The organism is Pseudomonas sp. TTU2014-080ASC, assembly GCF_001446935.1.
Taxonomy (GTDB): Bacteria; Pseudomonadota; Gammaproteobacteria; order Pseudomonadales; family Pseudomonadaceae; genus Aquipseudomonas.
The window spans coordinates 57,251-73,436 of the sequence record NZ_LKKK01000011.1 but is presented as its reverse complement, the minus strand read 5'-3'; the positions used below and the strand labels follow the sequence as shown (position 1 = coordinate 73,436).

At 56.4% G+C, this 16,186-nt stretch carries 17 protein-coding genes and 1 tRNA gene; 2 read left to right on the top strand and 16 right to left on the bottom strand.

The annotated features are described in order from the left end of the window. Position 1 precedes the first annotated feature (1 nt). From hscA to trmJ, 8 genes are all read right to left on the bottom strand, one after another. A complete protein-coding gene (gene hscA, locus AO726_RS10680; protein WP_058068075.1) occupies positions 2-1,867 on the bottom strand; it encodes a Fe-S protein assembly chaperone HscA in 1,866 nt (621 codons plus the stop codon). A gap of 45 nt (positions 1,868-1,912) precedes the next feature. Further along, positions 1,913-2,449, bottom strand: coding sequence for a co-chaperone HscB (gene hscB, locus AO726_RS10675; protein WP_058068074.1), 537 nt, complete (start codon positions 2,447-2,449; stop codon positions 1,913-1,915). After that, on the bottom strand, positions 2,442-2,765 hold the full coding sequence (iscA, locus tag AO726_RS10670; protein ID WP_058068073.1) for an iron-sulfur cluster assembly protein IscA: 324 nt from the start codon (positions 2,763-2,765) through the stop codon (positions 2,442-2,444). Before iscA ends, hscB begins: the two co-directional genes overlap by 8 nt. Positions 2,766-2,776: 11 nt before the next feature. Next, positions 2,777-3,163, bottom strand: coding sequence for a Fe-S cluster assembly scaffold IscU (gene iscU / locus AO726_RS10665; protein ID WP_058068072.1), 387 nt, complete (start codon positions 3,161-3,163; stop codon positions 2,777-2,779). Between the two features lie 41 nt (positions 3,164-3,204). After that, positions 3,205-4,419, bottom strand: a complete 1,215-nt coding sequence (locus tag AO726_RS10660; RefSeq protein WP_058068071.1) for an IscS subfamily cysteine desulfurase — start codon at positions 4,417-4,419, stop codon at positions 3,205-3,207. A 46-nt stretch (positions 4,420-4,465) separates the two neighbouring features. Then, a complete protein-coding gene (gene iscR, locus AO726_RS10655; protein WP_058068070.1) occupies positions 4,466-4,957 on the bottom strand; it encodes a Fe-S cluster assembly transcriptional regulator IscR in 492 nt (163 codons plus the stop codon). 139 nt (positions 4,958-5,096) lie between these two features. After that, positions 5,097-5,873, bottom strand: coding sequence for a serine O-acetyltransferase (gene cysE / locus AO726_RS10650; RefSeq protein ID WP_058068069.1), 777 nt, complete (start codon positions 5,871-5,873; stop codon positions 5,097-5,099). Next, positions 5,866-6,645 (bottom strand): tRNA (cytosine(32)/uridine(32)-2'-O)-methyltransferase TrmJ, encoded by a 780-nt coding sequence (gene trmJ / locus AO726_RS10645; protein ID WP_058068068.1) that lies wholly within the window; start codon positions 6,643-6,645, stop codon positions 5,866-5,868. The genes cysE and trmJ overlap by 8 nt, the downstream gene beginning before the upstream one ends. 144 nt (positions 6,646-6,789) lie before the next feature. Here trmJ and suhB point away from each other — a divergent pair, with 144 nt between their 5' ends. After that, positions 6,790-7,605: a type III secretion system regulator SuhB gene (gene suhB, locus AO726_RS10640; RefSeq protein ID WP_058068067.1), complete on the top strand. Its 816-nt coding sequence runs from the start codon at positions 6,790-6,792 to the stop codon at positions 7,603-7,605. 57 nt (positions 7,606-7,662) lie between these two features. Here the strand turns inward: suhB and AO726_RS10635 are convergent, their stop codons facing one another. The 6 genes from AO726_RS10635 to queA form a co-directional block, all read right to left on the bottom strand. Next, entirely contained in the window at positions 7,663-8,217 is a 555-nt protein-coding gene (locus AO726_RS10635; RefSeq protein WP_058068066.1) for a glycine zipper 2TM domain-containing protein, read from the bottom strand. Positions 8,218-8,328: 111 nt separating this feature from the next. Then, positions 8,329-9,246 carry a protein translocase subunit SecF gene (secF, locus tag AO726_RS10630; protein WP_177330550.1) on the bottom strand — a complete coding sequence of 306 codons (918 nt, stop codon included), beginning with the start codon at positions 9,244-9,246 and terminating at the stop codon, positions 8,329-8,331. Positions 9,247-9,249: 3 nt separating this feature from the next. Further along, positions 9,250-11,112: a protein translocase subunit SecD gene (gene secD / locus AO726_RS10625; protein ID WP_058068065.1), complete on the bottom strand. Its 1,863-nt coding sequence runs from the start codon at positions 11,110-11,112 to the stop codon at positions 9,250-9,252. Positions 11,113-11,173: 61 nt separating this feature from the next. Further along, positions 11,174-11,509, bottom strand: coding sequence for a preprotein translocase subunit YajC (gene yajC / locus AO726_RS10620; RefSeq protein ID WP_058068064.1), 336 nt, complete (start codon positions 11,507-11,509; stop codon positions 11,174-11,176). Positions 11,510-11,548: 39 nt separating this feature from the next. Further along, positions 11,549-12,664, bottom strand: a complete 1,116-nt coding sequence (gene tgt / locus AO726_RS10615) for a tRNA guanosine(34) transglycosylase Tgt (protein WP_162491585.1) — start codon at positions 12,662-12,664, stop codon at positions 11,549-11,551. Between the two features lie 14 nt (positions 12,665-12,678). Continuing rightward, on the bottom strand, positions 12,679-13,728 hold the full coding sequence (gene queA, locus AO726_RS10610) for a tRNA preQ1(34) S-adenosylmethionine ribosyltransferase-isomerase QueA (RefSeq protein WP_058068801.1): 1,050 nt from the start codon (positions 13,726-13,728) through the stop codon (positions 12,679-12,681). Positions 13,729-13,841: 113 nt separating this feature from the next. Here queA and AO726_RS10605 point away from each other — a divergent pair. Continuing rightward, positions 13,842-13,926 (top strand) — tRNA-Leu (locus AO726_RS10605). A 182-nt stretch (positions 13,927-14,108) separates the two neighbouring features. On the opposite strand, the gene AO726_RS10600 is transcribed toward AO726_RS10605, so the two are convergent. Beyond that, positions 14,109-15,059, bottom strand: a complete 951-nt coding sequence (locus AO726_RS10600) for an alpha/beta hydrolase (RefSeq protein WP_058068062.1) — start codon at positions 15,057-15,059, stop codon at positions 14,109-14,111. A 233-nt stretch (positions 15,060-15,292) separates the two neighbouring features. Continuing rightward, a complete protein-coding gene (locus tag AO726_RS10595; RefSeq protein ID WP_058068061.1) occupies positions 15,293-16,174 on the bottom strand; it encodes a ChaN family lipoprotein in 882 nt (293 codons plus the stop codon). Positions 16,175-16,186 lie beyond the last annotated feature (12 nt).

Here is a 16,186-nt window from a genome sequence, read left to right as displayed (position 1 = left end):
CTTATTCCTCTATCTCGTTTAGATTACGACCAGCCAGGGCCGCCTTCACGGTGGCATCCAGACGGCGCGCAGCAAAGGCATCGGTAACCTGAGTCAGTCGCTTGGTCTGCTGCTCAATGGCCAGACCATCAGTACCACCCATCAGGTCGCGTAACGCCTCCACCTGTGCGTGGATCGCCACAAGCTCCTCCTCACTCAACAAGCGCTCACCGTCAGCCAGCAATGCTGCCTCGACTGCCTCCAAAAGGCGCTGGGCATCGACCTGCTGCTCACGCAGTACGCGCGCCGCCTTGTCTTCTCCGGCATTACTGAATGAGTCCTGCAACATGCGGGCAATCTCACCATCGGTCAGACCATAAGACGGCTTAACCTGAATACTGGACTCTACGCCAGATGTCAGCTCACGCGCGGATACACTTAACAGACCATCCGCATCCACCTGGAAGGTCACACGGATTTTAGCTGCACCCGCCACCATCGGCGGAATGCCGCGCAGTTCAAAACGCGCCAGAGAGCGGCAGTCACTGATCAACTCACGCTCACCTTGCAGGACGTGAATCATCATGGCGGTTTGGCCATCTTTATACGTGGTGAAATCCTGAGCTCGCGCTACCGGAATAGTGGTGTTGCGCGGAATGACCTTCTCCATCAGCCCCCCCATGGTCTCAAGACCAAGGGACAGCGGGATCACATCGAGAAGCAACAATTCTTCGCCTTCACCACGGCGATTGCCAGCCAGAGCATCAGCCTGGATCGCAGCACCGACAGCTACCACCTGATCCGGATCGATATCGGTCAGCGGCTCACGCTCAAACAGCTCGCCCACCGCTTGGCGCACACGTGGCACACGGGTCGAACCGCCGACCATGACCACGGCTTTAACGTCTTCCAGATCTATACCTGCATCTCGCACGGCACGGCGACAGGCTTTCAGGCTGCGACTAACAAGTGGATCGATCAGTTGATCGAAACCTTCGCGAGTCAACACACCGCTCCAACCCGCATAAGCAACGTCGGTACTATTTGCGGCGGTCAGCGCTTCTTTTGCAGCACAAGCCACAGCCAGCAAAGCACGCTGCTCACTAGGGCTTAAATCGGTAGACAGACCAGCCTGCTCGACGATCCAGCTCGCAACTAAGTGATCAAAGTCATCACCACCCAGCGCGGTATCGCCTCCAGTAGCTAAAACCTCAAACACACCGCCAGTCAGACGCAGAATGGAGATATCAAAGGTGCCGCCACCAAGGTCGTAAATTGCCACCACCCCTTCGGCTTTCTGATCCAGACCGTAAGCCACCGCAGCAGCAGTCGGCTCATTGAGCAGGCGCAATACATTCAGCCCCGCTAGTCGTGCAGCATCCTTAGTGGCTTGACGCTGAGCATCATCGAAATAGGCGGGCACTGTAATGACCGCCCCCACCAACTCACCGCCCAACACAGCTTCGCCGCGCAAGCGCAGCGACTTTAAGATTTCCGCCGAAACCTCCACCGGGCTTTTCGGCCCCTGCACGGTTTCGATAAAGGGCATGTGCGACTCACCTTCAACAAACCGGTAAGGCAACTGCTCGCCCAGCTGTTTCACGTCCGCCAGCCCACGTCCGACCAGACGCTTGACCGACAACACAGTATTGAGCGGATCACTGGAGGCCGCAGCCTTGGCGCTCGCCCCGACTTCGATGCGATCGGCGTGATAACGCACAGCGGACGGCAGAATAACCCGCCCCTCGGCATCAGCAAGCGGTTCGCTCAGGCCGCTTCGGACAGCGGCAACAAGGGAATTGGTAGTACCCAGATCAATCCCGACCGCCAGCTTGCGCTGGTGGGGTTGTGGGCTTTGTCCGGGCTCAGCGATCTGCAGTAAGGCCATGTTGATTCAGTGCTTAAATCAGGGGCGCAGCGTGGCGCGGGGGCATTAATCGTCGAGGCGCTCTTCCAGCTGGCGCACCTCGTGGGAAAGCTTGTCCAGAAACTGCATGCGACGCATCAGGCGCTCGGCCTCTTCACGTTGCGCTGCATCTTCCCAGCAAGCCGCAAAACTTTCATTGAGCGCTTCCTGCGCCTGCTTGAGCCGACGCTTGAACTGGCTGACACCGGCGATATCGGCACTTTCCTGAAGGTCTTCCAGCTCCTCGCGCCACTGCATCTGCTGCAGCAGGAAGTCCGGATCATGCACCGTTACTTCCAGCGGCAACTCACCGCCTTTCAAGGCGAGTAGATAGCGGGCACGCTGAGGGGCACTTTTCAGCACTTGGTAAGCTTCATTCAGGCTGGCCGAACGCTCCAGCGCCAGGCGCTGCTCACGCTCAGAAGCATCGGCGAAACGATCGGGATGCACTTGACGCGCTAGCTCACGATAACGCGTACCGAGCTGATCCAAATCCAGCAGAAACGACGGCTGCAGGTCAAACAAGGCGAAATGGCAGGGGCTGCCGGTACGAAGATCAGACATTGAAGCTTTCGCCGCAACCGCACTCGCCACGCACGTTCGGGTTATTGAACTTGAAACCTTCGTTCAACCCCTCTTTGACGAAATCAAGCTCCGTACCATCCAGATAAACCAGGCTCTTCGGGTCGATGACGACTTTCACGCCATGGGCTTCGTATACCTGATCTTCGCTGGCGGCTTCGTCAACGAACTCAAGCACATAGGCCAAACCGGAACAGCCCGTTGTGCGAACACCCAAACGAATGCCTACACCCTTACCGCGCCCCTCAAGGGAACGACGCACATGGGCAGCAGCCGCTTCAGTCATGCTGATAGCCATCGACTACCTCCTCAGAGCAGGCCTTTCTTCTGCTTGTAATCGCGAACAGCTGCCTTGATGGCATCTTCTGCGAGCACGGAGCAGTGAATCTTCACCGGCGGCAGAGCCAGTTCTTCAGCCAGCTCAGTGTTCTTAATGGTTTCCGCCTCATCCAGGGTTTTGCCCTTCATCCACTCGGTGGCGAGGGAGCTGGAAGCGATTGCAGAACCGCAGCCATAGGTTTTGAACTTGGCGTCTTCAATCACACCCTGCTCGTTAACCTTGATCTGCAGACGCATTACGTCGCCACACGCCGGAGCGCCGACCATGCCGGTACCGACGTCCGGATCAGCCGCGTCCATCTTGCCGACGTTGCGCGGGTTTTCGTAGTGGTCAATGACCTTGTCACTGTAAGCCATGCTGGTATTCCTCTCTCATCAGGGGCTGCTCACCGGCAGCCTTAGTGTGCAGCCCACTCGACTTTGGACAGGTCCACACCTTCTTTAAACATATCCCACAGCGGCGACAGTTCACGCAGCTTGGTAACCGCCTCGCGCACTTTCTGCGCGGCGTAATCAACTTCTTCTTCAGTGGTGAAACGGCCGAAGGTGAAACGGATCGAGCTGTGTGCCAGCTCGTCGTTACGACCCAGCGCGCGCAGCACGTAGGAAGGCTCCAGCGAGGCCGAAGTACAGGCCGAGCCGGAAGAAACTGCGAGGTCCTTGAGCGCCATGATAAGAGACTCACCTTCGACATAGTTAAAGCTGAGGTTCAGGTTGTGCGGCACGCGGGCAGTCATGCTGCCATTGACGTACAGCTCTTCCATATCTTCCAGCTGTTTGAAGAAACGCTCATTAAGCGCTTTGATGCGCTGGTTTTCCTGCGCCATCTCTTCTTTGGCGATGCGGAAAGCCTCGCCGATACCCACGATCTGGTGAGTAGCCAAGGTGCCGGAGCGCATACCGCGCTCGTGACCACCGCCGTGCATCTGGGCTTCCAGACGAACACGCGGTTTACGGCGTACATACAGCGCACCAATACCTTTCGGGCCGTAGGTTTTGTGCGCGGAGAACGACATCAGATCAACCTTCAGCGTGTTCAGGTCAATCTCAACCTTACCGGTGGACTGTGCAGCATCAACATGGAAAAACACGCCACGGGAGCGAGTCAGCTCACCAATCGCAGCGATATCGTTGATGGTGCCAATTTCGTTATTTACGTGCATAACGGACACCAGAATGGTGTCTTCTCGCAATGCAGCTTCGATCATTGCAGGAGTGATCAAACCGTCTTCGGTCGGATCCAGGTAGGTCACTTCAAAGCCTTCACGCTCAAGCTGGCGCATGGTGTCGAGGACAGCCTTGTGCTCAATCTTGGAGGTAATCAGGTGCTTACCCTTGGACTTGTAGAACTCAGCAACACCCTTGATCGCAAGGTTGTCAGACTCGGTAGCACCAGATGTCCAGACAATTTCACGCGGGTCCGCATTGACCAGCTCGGCGACCTGGCGACGTGCATTCTCAACCGCTTCTTCCGCTTTCCAGCCAAAAACGTGGGAACGGGAAGCCGGGTTACCGAAATTACCGTCAACCAGCAGGCAGTCACTCATCTTTTGGGCCACTCGCGGATCAACCGGTGTGGTCGCGGAGTAATCGAGATAAATCGGCAATTTCATCAACTTTCTCCTAATCAGGTACAGGCCATCGGCCTACGTCCAGCTCTTAATCAACGGCGGACGTTTGAATCTTGTCCAGGTTCGGCATTGCAGTATTGCAACGGCGCTGATCCTGACGTAGGGCAACTTCCTGCACTTCACTGCGAGTAACCAGATCAGCCAGGCTAATGCCACTCAGAAACTCATGAATCCGCTGACTCAAATCACACCACAAATGGTGAGTCAGACAGGTATCGCCAGCATGGCAGTCACCCTGCCCCTGACAACGCGTGGCATCCACCGACTCATTGACGGCATCAATCACTTCAGCCACCTGAATTCGGCGCATATCGCGGGAGAGCTGATAACCGCCGCCCGGCCCACGCACACTAGAAACAAGGTTGCCACGGCGCAGCTTGGCGAAGAGCTGTTCAAGGTAGGAAAGAGAAATACCCTGTCGCTCGGAAATATCTGCCAGGGAAACCGGCCCGCGCTGAGCATGCAGCGCCAGATCAAGCATGGCAGTGACGGCGTAACGGCCTTTAGTGGTTAATCGCATGAGGGATTACCGCGTGATCGCAACAGGCTGCGATTATGCAATTCCCGAGCATTTAAGTCAACTATAAGACCCTTTGCGTTAGTCGGGATTAGACTGCATGAAGGGCGCATATCATAACAAGACGTGCGCCCACACGTCATCAGCCTTGTGGCTTGGCAACCTCTTTGACAACACCTTCAAAATCCTCGTTGCGCAACTGCGGTAACTCACCGGCGCAGTAGTCGCTACCAAGCCCCTTAAGCGCCCCGCACATGCCTTCAAGACGCTCATCTACTACCTGCAGGTGATCCAACAGCTGACCAATGGCCCGAGCAACCGGGTCTGGCATATCCTGCCCCACACCATAGGCATCAAAGCCAAACTTCTCAGCAATAGCCTGGCGCTTGGCCTCTTGCTCATCATCCGACTTAACAATGATACGCCCCGGAATCCCGACTGCCGTCGCACCCGCCGGAACCGCCTTGGTGACTACCGCATTGGAACCGATTTTTGCCCCAGCCCCTACAGTGAAGGGCCCCAGCACCTTGGCCCCAGCACCGACCACAACACCATCTTCAAGCGTCGGATGGCGCTTGCCTTTATTCCAACTGGTACCACCCAGCGTCACGCCCTGATACAGGGTAACGTCATTACCAATCTCGGCCGTTTCGCCAATGACGATGCCCATTCCATGATCGATAAAGAAACGACGGCCAATTTTGGCCCCAGGATGAATTTCAATACCTGTCAGCCAGCGACCGAAGTTGGACACCAGTCGCGCCAGCCACTTCCAGCCACGCCCCCACAACGAATGAGCAATGCGATGCAGCCAAACCGCATGCAAACCTGGGTAGCAGGTCACCACTTCAAAGGCATTACGCGCCGCCGGATCACGGTGAAATACGCTGCGAATATCTTCACGCATACGCTCAAACATCTGCTTTCTCCTGCCCCGGCAATTCGCCACGCACGGCTTTTATGGTTTCGGTCAGAATCCCGCGCAATATATTCATTTCCAATTTACTCACCTGACTGCGCCCATATAGACGCCGCAGCCGCGTCATCAGATGGCGCGGCTTGGCCGGGTCAAGAAAACGAATCTCCACCAACGCCTGCTCCAAGTGAGCATAAAAAGATTCCAGCTCATCCGCCGTCACCGGCTGCGAACTGTGCACTGCGGTTGCCTCAAATTTTTGCTGCTTACTCGGCTGATTATTGGCTGCCAGCCAAGCCATGCGCACCTCATAGGCCAACACCTGAACCGCAGCAGCCAGATTCAGCGAACTGAATTCAGGGTCAGACGGGATATGCACGTGAAAATGGCAACGCTGCAGCTCTTCATTGGTCAGCCCGGCGTACTCACGACCAAACACCAGCGCCACCTCACCGCCTTGCGCAGCTTGCTCACAGGTGGCGACACCACACTCACGCGGATCCAGCAATGGCCAGGGAATGCGACGATCACGGGCACTGGTGCCCAACACCAGATTACAGCCCACCAAGGCCTCTTCAAGGGTTGCCACAACCTGCGCCGAATCCAGCACATCAGTAGCCCCCGAGGCACGCGCTACGGCTTCAGAACTGGGAAATTCAACCGGATCAACCAACACCAGACGCGACAGCCCCATGTTCTTCATAGCACGGGCAGCACCGCCGATATTTCCCGGATGACTGGTATTAACCAGGACGACACGAATATTTTCCAGCACCGCAGACGCTCACAAACAGGGTTCAGGGGCACAAATCTTACAGAAGCAGTTCATCTTGCGCTATTCAGCCCATCCCCAGCACTTCATAAATCTATCTTTTCTGATAGAATGATCGGCTTTCTTTAAAGCCCCAGGTGAACCTCCATGCAGCCTATGCTGAATATCGCGCTGCGCGCGGCCCGTAGCGCCGGCGAAATGATCTTTCGCTCAACCGAACGCTTGGACGTTATTTCGGTAGACGAGAAAGAAGCGAAGGATTATGTCAGCGAAATCGACCGTTCTGCTGAGCAGTTGATTATCCAGGCTCTGCGCAAGGCCTACCCAAACCACGGCATTCTTGGTGAAGAAAGCGGCCTGAGCGAAGGCTCTGGCGACGGCGCTGACTACCTGTGGATCATTGATCCGCTGGACGGTACCACCAACTTCCTGCGCGGCATTCCTCATTACGCAGTAAGCATCGCCTGCAAATACCGTGGCCGCCTGGAGCACGCGGTTGTGCTGGATCCGGTTCGCCAGGAAGAGTTCACCGCCAGCCGTGGCCGTGGCGCAGCCCTGAACGGCCGCCGCTTGCGCGTAGGCAACCGCAAGAGCCTTGAAGGCGCCCTGCTGGGTACCGGCTTCCCGTTCCGCGACAGCCAGATGAACAACCTGGAAAACTATTTGGGCATGTTCCGCGCCTTGGTTGGCCAGACCGCGGGCATCCGTCGCGCAGGCGCAGCCAGCCTAGATCTGGCCTACGTAGCAGCTGGCCGTTTTGATGCATTCTGGGAGTTTGGCCTGTCCGAGTGGGACATGGGTGCAGGCGCCCTTCTGATTCAGGAAGCAGGCGGCTTGGTTAGCGACTTCAGTGGCGGTCACGAATTCCTTGAGAAAGGCCAGATCGTTGCAGGCAACACCAAATGCTTCAAAGCGGTACTGACAGCGATTCAGCCACATCTTTCAGCTTCGCTGAAGCGCTGAGAAACCCAATAAAAAAGCGCCCGTACGGGCGCTTTTTTATGTCTGACATCTAAGCTCTCACTGCGCAGGTGCTGCTGCCGAGGTTTCTTCCGCCAGTACCAGCTGGCCATTGCGCACCGGGATCTGCCTCCCCGGATCCTGCGCCATACGCACCTGACTGACCTTACCGTCCAGCTCGTACTTCACGTCATACCCGACCAACTTCTCACTGGTATCGGTAACGGTGCTGCAACGGGTTTCGGTGGTTGTATAAGTATCTTTCTGCTGCAGATGCTCCTGGGCCTTGTTACCGGCGTAACCACCGCCGACTGCACCGGCCACTGTAGCGATCTTCTTACCTGAGCCTCCACCCACCTGATTCCCTAACAAACCTCCCACCACAGCACCGATTGCAGTGCCGGCAATCTGATGTTGATCCTTCACCGGCGCCTGCCGCGTAACAGGGACATCCTTGCACACCTCACGGGGAGTCTTGATGGTTTCCATAACCGGCTTCACTGCCAGCACTTGCGCATATTCAGGCGCCTTGACAATGTTGTATGTGGCTACAGCGCCGCCAGCTGTAACACCCACAGCACCCAACACAGCACCCGCCAACATTGATTTATTCATCTCAAGCTCCTTGAACTACAAAGTTGCCTTGCCCAGCTTTGAGCATAAAAAAGCCGGGCAAGTTCACAACTTACCCGGCCCCTTGCCGACAAACGGACTAAGCGTACTAAGTCAAGGAAGCTCATCCACCTCTTCGGTAGCAACTGGCGGAATCAGGTCTTCTACCCGCAGCTTCAGCCAAATCAGCACGGTTGCACCGATATAAACCGAGGAGTACGTACCCACAACAACACCAACCAGCAGCGCCAGCGCAAAGTTAGCTAGGGTATCGCCACCAAAGACCAACAGCGCAATCAGTGCCAGCGCAGTGGAAAACGAAGTCGCCATGGTACGCAGCAGTGTCTGAGTGACCGAGACATCAATATTCTCGATCAGATCAGCCTTGCGCAGTACGCGGAAGTTTTCACGGATACGGTCATAGATGATGATGGTGTCGTTCAGCGAGTAACCGATCATCGCCAGCACAGCAGCAAGCACCGTGAGGTCGAACGGAATCTCAAAGAACGCCAGGATTCCAAGAGTAATGATCGTATCGTGCGCCAACGAGGCCACCGCTCCGACGCCGAACTTCCACTGAAAGCGGAAAGCCAGATACAGCATGATCCCGCCCAAAGCCAGCAACGCAGCCAAACCACCCTGATCGCGCAGCTCTTCACCAACCTGCGGACCAACGAACTCGACGCGTTTAACCTCAAAGCGGGTGTCCGGATCAATCTTGCGCAGCGCCTCAGCCACCTTGGTGCCAAGCTGCGGATCATCGCCCGCCATACGCACCAGTACATCAGTGGTCGCACCAAAGCTTTGCACCACAGCCTCATAACCCGACTGCCCCAGCTCGCGCTTGATCAGCTCCAGGTCAGCTGCCTGCTCGTACTTCAACTCAATTAGCGTACCGCCGGTAAAGTCGAGGCCGAAGTTCAGCCCCTTGGCAAACAATGCCCCCAAGCCGATTACGCTGAGCACCAGGGTAATGGCGAACGCAACGTTGCGAATCGCCATGAAACGAATGGTTGATTTGATAATGGCCATAGGTCAGATCCACAGTTTCTTGAAGTTACGACCACCGAAGATCAGGTTAACCATGCCGCGAGTGAACATGATCGCCGTAAACATGGATGTCAGAATCCCCAACGACATTGTCACGGCAAAGCCCTTGATCGGCCCGGACCCCAGCGCAAACAAAATGCCGCCCACCAACAGAGTGGTGAGGTTACTGTCGATAATCGCGGAGTAAGCACGGTCGAAACCTTCATGGAGCGCGCGCTGCACCGACAAACCATTGTTCAGTTCTTCACGGATACGCGAATAGATCAGCACGTTGGCGTCCACCGCCATACCCAGCGTTAGCACGATACCGGCGATGCCCGGCAAGGTCAGCGTGGCACCGATCACCGACATCAGTCCAACCAACAACACCAGGTTGAATGCCAATGCGACGGTAGCCAGCAAGCCGAAGAACTTGTAGATAACTAGGATGAACACCGACACGAACACCATCGCCCACCAGGTGGACTCGATACCCTTGCTGATGTTCTCAGCCCCCAGGCTAGGGCCAATGGTGCGCTCTTCAGCGAAGTACATCGGCGCAGCTAGGCCACCAGCACGCAGCAACAGCGCCAGCTCAGAAGACTCGCCCTGCCCATCCAGACCGGTGATACGGAACTGGCTACCCAGCGGCGACTGGATAGTTGCCAGGCTGATGATCTGCTTCTCTTCTTTGAACGACTGAACTGCTACTTCCTGCTCAACGCCGTCAACAACCTGCTTGGTGTACTGAGTAACCGGCTTCTGCTCAATGAAGATTACCGCCATGCTGCGGCCCACGTTGTTGCGCGTAGCACGGGACATTAGCTCACCACCGTGACCATCCAGACGGATGTTCACCTGCGGGCGGCCATTTTCGTCGTAGCTGGCCTGGGCGTCAGTTACCTGATCCCCCGTGATGATCACACTACGCTCCAGTGCAACCGGCGGGCGGCCTTCCTGGCGGAAACCAAAGGATTCTGTGGTGGCGCGTGAGGCATCAATCTCAGCCTCGAGACGGAACTCCAGGCTCGCGGTTTTACCCAGAATACGCTTGGCTTCTGCGGTGTCCTGTACGCCTGGCAGCTCAACCACAATACGGTTGGCACCCTGACGCTGAACCAGCGGTTCAGCCACGCCCAGTTCGTTCACACGGTTACGAACGGTGGTCAGGTTCTGCTTGATCGAGTATTCGCGAATCTCACTGAGGCGAGCCTGAGTCAGAGCAAGACTCAGTACTTGCTGGCCACCGCGAGCAGCAGTGGTCATATCGAAATCGGTAAATTCTTTGCGAATCAGCACCTGGGCCTTATCCAGCGCATCGCTGTCGGCGAATCCCAGCTGGAAGCCGTTCTCCTGCGCAGGCAGGGTACGGTAGCGGATGCGCTCTTTACGCAGCAGGGTTTTTACTTCACTTTCATACACTTTCAAGCGTGCAGTAATGGCCTTTTCCATATCCACTTCCAGCAGGAAGTGCACACCACCGGAAAGGTCCAGGCCCAGCTTCATCGGACTTGCGCCAACGGAGCGCAGCCAGTCCGGCGTGGTCGGCGCAAGGTTCAATGCCACGACGTAATCGTCGCCCATGGCCTTGCGGACAATGTCCTTGGCCGGCAGCTGGTCAGCCATGCGCGTCAGACGCAGCAGGCCGCCCCGGTCGCTCACCTCACTGCCTTTAACAGCGATGCCAGCTGCTTCAAGGGCGTTACTGGCCTTGCTCAATGCAGTGTCATCAACTTTCAGCGCGGTGCTGGCACCACTGACCTGAATGGCAGGATCATCCGGATAGAGGTTGGGTGCGGAATAAATCAGACCGATCGCCAGTACGGCAAGAATCAGAATGTATTTCCACAATGGGTATTTGTTCAGCATGGAACCGCCCGTTATGAAGCGGGGCGCAAATAGCGCCCCGTCGATGGTAAAAGTCTGTCGCTTAGATAGCCTTCAGCGTGCCTTTCGGCAGAGATGCTGCAATGGCTACTTTCTGGATTTTCAGTTCAACGGTGTCAGACACTTCGATTACTACGAAGTCATCGGAAACCTTGGAAACTTTACCGGCGATGCCGCCGCTGGTAACAACCTCGTCGCCCTTTTGCAGGCCGCCGATCAGGGATTTGTGCTCTTTCGCACGCTTAGCCTGCGGACGCCAGATCATCAGGTAGAAGATGACCAGAAAGCCGAGCAGGAATACCCACTCAAAACCAGTACCGGCAGCACCAGCAGCCGGAGCAGCACCTTCAGCGTATGCCGCGGGAATAAAAAAGCTCATGTAACACTCCTGTTATAAGGGTCTTGATTCGATTGGAGTTCAATCCAGCGGAGGGGTTGGAAGCCCACGCTTGGCGTAGAAGGCATCGACAAAGGCGGCCAATGTACCCTGTTGAATTGCCTCACGCAAACCAGCCATCAGCACCTGATAATGGCGCAAGTTATGGATGGTGTTGAGCATGCTACCGAGCATTTCGCCACATTTATCCAAGTGATGCAGATATGCCCGGGAGAAATGTTTGCAGGTGTAACAATCACAGGTCGGATCCAGCGGCGAATCATCATGCTTGTGCACAGCATTGCGGATCTTCAGCACGCCAGTGTCAATAAATAGGTGACCATTTCGGGCATTACGGGTTGGCATCACGCAGTCAAACATATCCACACCGCGGCGCACCCCTTCCACCAGATCTTCCGGCTTACCGACGCCCATCAGGTAACGCGGCTTGTCGCTCGGCAGACGCGGCGGCAGGTAATCCAGCACCTTGATCATTTCTTCTTTCGGCTCGCCCACTGACAAACCGCCAATGGCATAGCCGTCAAAACCAATTTCGTTCAGCCCTTCCAGGGAACGCATGCGCAACTCTTCATGCATACCGCCCTGAACAATCCCGAAAAGCGCAGCAGTGTTATCCGCATGGGCTTCTTTAGAGCGTTTGGCCCAACGCAGCGACAGCTCCATGGAGCGTTTGGCCACGTCGAACTCGGCCGGGTACGGTGTGCACTCGTCAAAAATCATCACTATGTCAGAGCCCAGATCACGCTGAACCTGCATCGACTCTTCCGGCCCCATAAACACTTTGGCGCCGTCTACCGGGGAGGCGAAGTAAACCCCCTCCTCCTTAATCTTGCGCATCGCGCCGAGGCTGAACACCTGGAAACCGCCGGAGTCCGTCAGGATCGGGCCTTGCCACTGCATAAAATCATGCAGATCACCGTGGCGTTTAATCACCTCCGTTCCCGGGCGCAGCCACAGGTGGAAGGTGTTGCCCAGAATGATCTGCGCACCGATGCCTTCTATATCACGGGGCAGCATGCCTTTGACCGTGCCATAGGTGCCGACCGGCATAAAGGCCGGGGTTTCGACCACGCCGCGGGGAAAGGTCAGACGACCACGACGGGCCTTGCCGTCAGTCGCCAACAATTCAAAAGACATGCGACAGGTGCGTGTCATAGCTGTTCCTCTGGCCCGCGTGGCGCGGGATTACGGGTGATGAACATGGCATCACCGTAGCTGAAAAATCGGTATTGGTTATCCACTGCAGCGTTGTAGGCCGCCATGGTTTCCGGGTAGCCCGCGAATGCTGAAACCAGCATCAGCAAAGTGGACTCCGGCAAATGGAAGTTAGTCACCAGTGCATCGACGACATGCAGCGGACGTCCGGGGTAGATGAAGATATCGGTATCACCACTGAACGCTTTCAGCTCGCCGTCACGGGCAGCTGTTTCCAACGAGCGCACACTGGTTGTACCCACGGCGATCACCCGGCCACCACGCGCGCGACAGGCGGCGACGGCATCCACAACGTCCTGGCTCACTTCGAGCCACTCGCTGTGCATATGGTGATCTTCGATACGCTCCACGCGCACCGGCTGGAACGTACCCGCGCCTACGTGCAATGTCACAAATGCGCGCTGAACGCCCTTGGCTTCAAGCGCAGCCAACAATTCAGCATCAAAGTGCAAGCCGGCTGTTGGCGCGGCAACCGCACCGGCACGCTCGGCATAGACAGTCTGATAACGCTCACGGTCAGCGTTTTCATCTGGACGATCTATATAGGGGGGCAGCGGCATATGACCGACACGATCCAGCAGCGGCAGGACCTCCTCAGTGAAGCGCAGCTCGAACAGCGAATCGTGTCGGGCCACCATCTCCGCCTCACCACCGCCATCAATCAGAATGACCGAGCCTGGCTTGGGAGACTTGCTCGCCCGCACATGAGCCAATACGCGATGCGTATCCAGCACACGCTCAACCAGCACTTCCAACTTACCGCCCGAAGCCTTCTGCCCGAACAGGCGTGCCGGTATCACACGGGTGTTGTTGAACACCATCAGATCACCGGGACGCAGGTATTCCAGCAGGTCGCCAAAATGTTTATGGGCCAGCTCACCCGTCGGACCATCCAACACCAGCAAGCGGCTAGCCCGCCGTTCGGCAAGCGGATGGCGGGCAATCAGGGAGTCTGGTAGTTCGAAATGGAAGTCGGCAACGCGCATGATCAGGCAGGAGGTCATCTAGCAGGGTCGCGAAGCTTACCGGAAAACGTAAAATCTAGCCACGTAATGCATTGACCAACCCGTAAGGCATCCCTATACTGCGCCGCCATCGTGCCCCGGTGGCGGAATCGGTAGACGCGGCGGATTCAAAATCCGTTTTCGAAAGGAGTGGGAGTTCGAGTCTCCCCCGGGGCACCACGAAATTGAAGAAAGGCCTTGCATTGCAAGGCCTTTTTTTCGTCTGACGTAATCTGAAAACATGCAGCGGGAACACGCAGGACTTACTTAGCCTTGTCCTTTCAGACCATCTTCTAAACAACGATCCGCTGACATTCTAGTAATACGCCACTGCCGTCCTCTGCAGTTAAGTCCCGCATTAACTATGCGACACTCTCCTGCCAGTTCTGCTCTTTCAACAGGTTAAGGCTTTTCAAAAACCTCAGTTCCTTGCAGATGACCTCGCTAAACGCGGGTTCAAAATAAGGTTCAAAATGGTTAGCTTTGACTGTCTCCACCGTGATCTGGGGATTATTAATCCTGCGGATTGCGGACTCTACGAATGGCGCCACTGTGTCCTCAGTGGCACCCAGCAATAAAGTTGGAACCTTAATATCTTTCAATCGCCTGATCGGTCGGTAAGGCCCCATGGTCATCAAAGATCGCGCTGCGACACGATTGTCGTACTTGCGCTGCAAACTCTTCTCGGCCAGTAGCAATGCTGTGTTGGCATCATCCCGGTCCATTGATGAAAAATCCCCGAGCTTACTCACAACCGGAAGGTAAACCGGGCGGCCGGGCTTGATCAGATCGCCCAAGATGTATAACCCAAACCTGAGTAGCCGAAGAACCGGCACTGCTAACACTGTCGCCAAGCCATCCAACATCGGGACCTGAGCGATCACTCCGGCCAACTCGGGATGATCTGCTGCAAGCTCCACCGCATGGCCGCCACCGAAGGAAGAACCCCAGATGACAATTTTGTCTGGGGCGATACCTGCTTGGGACTTTAAGAACGCAAGCGCCGCGTCTGCATCGCGCATGCGTTCACGCACGGAAATAACCTGACGGGGAAGCCCTGCACTGTCCCCCCACCCTCTGTAATCGAAGGTCATCACCATATACCCGGCGCGGGTGAACTCTTCATAGAAGGGCACTGTGAGTGCGTTCTGAATGCCGCCCCATCCGTGAACCATGAGAATGGCAGGCAATTCATGCGGGCTGGGCTTAGCAGGCCAATGCAAAGTAGCAGCACACCAGACGCCCTGCGAATAGAAGCCGGTCCGTTCGCTGCGGCATGTAAGGCTGTCGGGGCTATGTCTCAGTCGTTCCATGGTTGCAGCTCCAGGGGAAAGTGGTCTTGATCACATTTGAAGTGCAACCTAGCACTCTGAAATGCAATTCAAGATTGGCCTGGACGCCCCCACCTATTGGCAATATTGCCAAGGGCGTGTCCCCACCCAGCCGAGGCTGCTTCCATTGAAAGGCGGCATCTCGCCTTAGTCTTGCCCCCTGCCAAAGCCGGGCGTCATTAAAGTCATCGCTAATACATCCTGCTACCTCAATCTCAACGCCGAAACTTCGCGCAATGATCCTGCTCCGGCTGCGCAGCCGTGTACCAAACGTAGTCTGCCGACTCAGGCGCGACCTTGCTGCCCGCATCCGCCAGGATCAGTACCTGTAACCCTTCATCCGCCTGCAAATCGCGTAGGTGCAGCGGTACGCCGAGGTCGCGGCGCACGTGGTAGGCACCAGCAAAGAGGATGCTGGGTTGTGGCGCTGCGATCACAGCGTTTGCCATGCGGCGGTCGCGCTGTTGCTGGACGGCGAGCATGGCCGGCAGCTGGCTTTCTGGCAGGAGGTTGCAGTGGGATGTGCGGATTTGCTCGAACAGCCCTTCCTGCACGTCAGCACCCACCGAATGCTCGCCTGTGAGCGTCGGGATATTTTTATAAATATCCATCACTTCGCGGCGCTCAAGGTTGGCCGCCAGCAGCGGATACGGTTGGCTCACCGCGTATTGCACCAGCGGGCCGTAGAGCGACCAAGGCCAACCAGACTGCCAGTTCAGTGCGCCGATCATGTCTTGCGGTGCTTTGCCTTGTGCCGCCAGTGCACGGACATCATCAACCTTGGCTTGCTGATCCGGCGTAAGCATTTCCAGCAGCAAGCTGCCCTGCTCCCGCTGCGTAGCCAATGCCCTCAGCAGCCAGAGCTGCAACGCGTGGTGGTCTGGATTGTCGTGGCGTTCCCCCACCAGCACTTTAGGTGCGGCGACCAAGCGTTGCAGCAGCTGCTCCGGGGTCAACTCTTTGCCTGTGCGCAGTTCAACGATTTTCCCTAACTGCTCATGCTGCAAGGCTTCACGTCCCTGCCACTGAGGTAAAGCCGGCAGTGACGCCTGGCAAGCTGTTAACAGCGCCAGCACCATCAATAAAGCAATACGCATACTTAGCCCTTG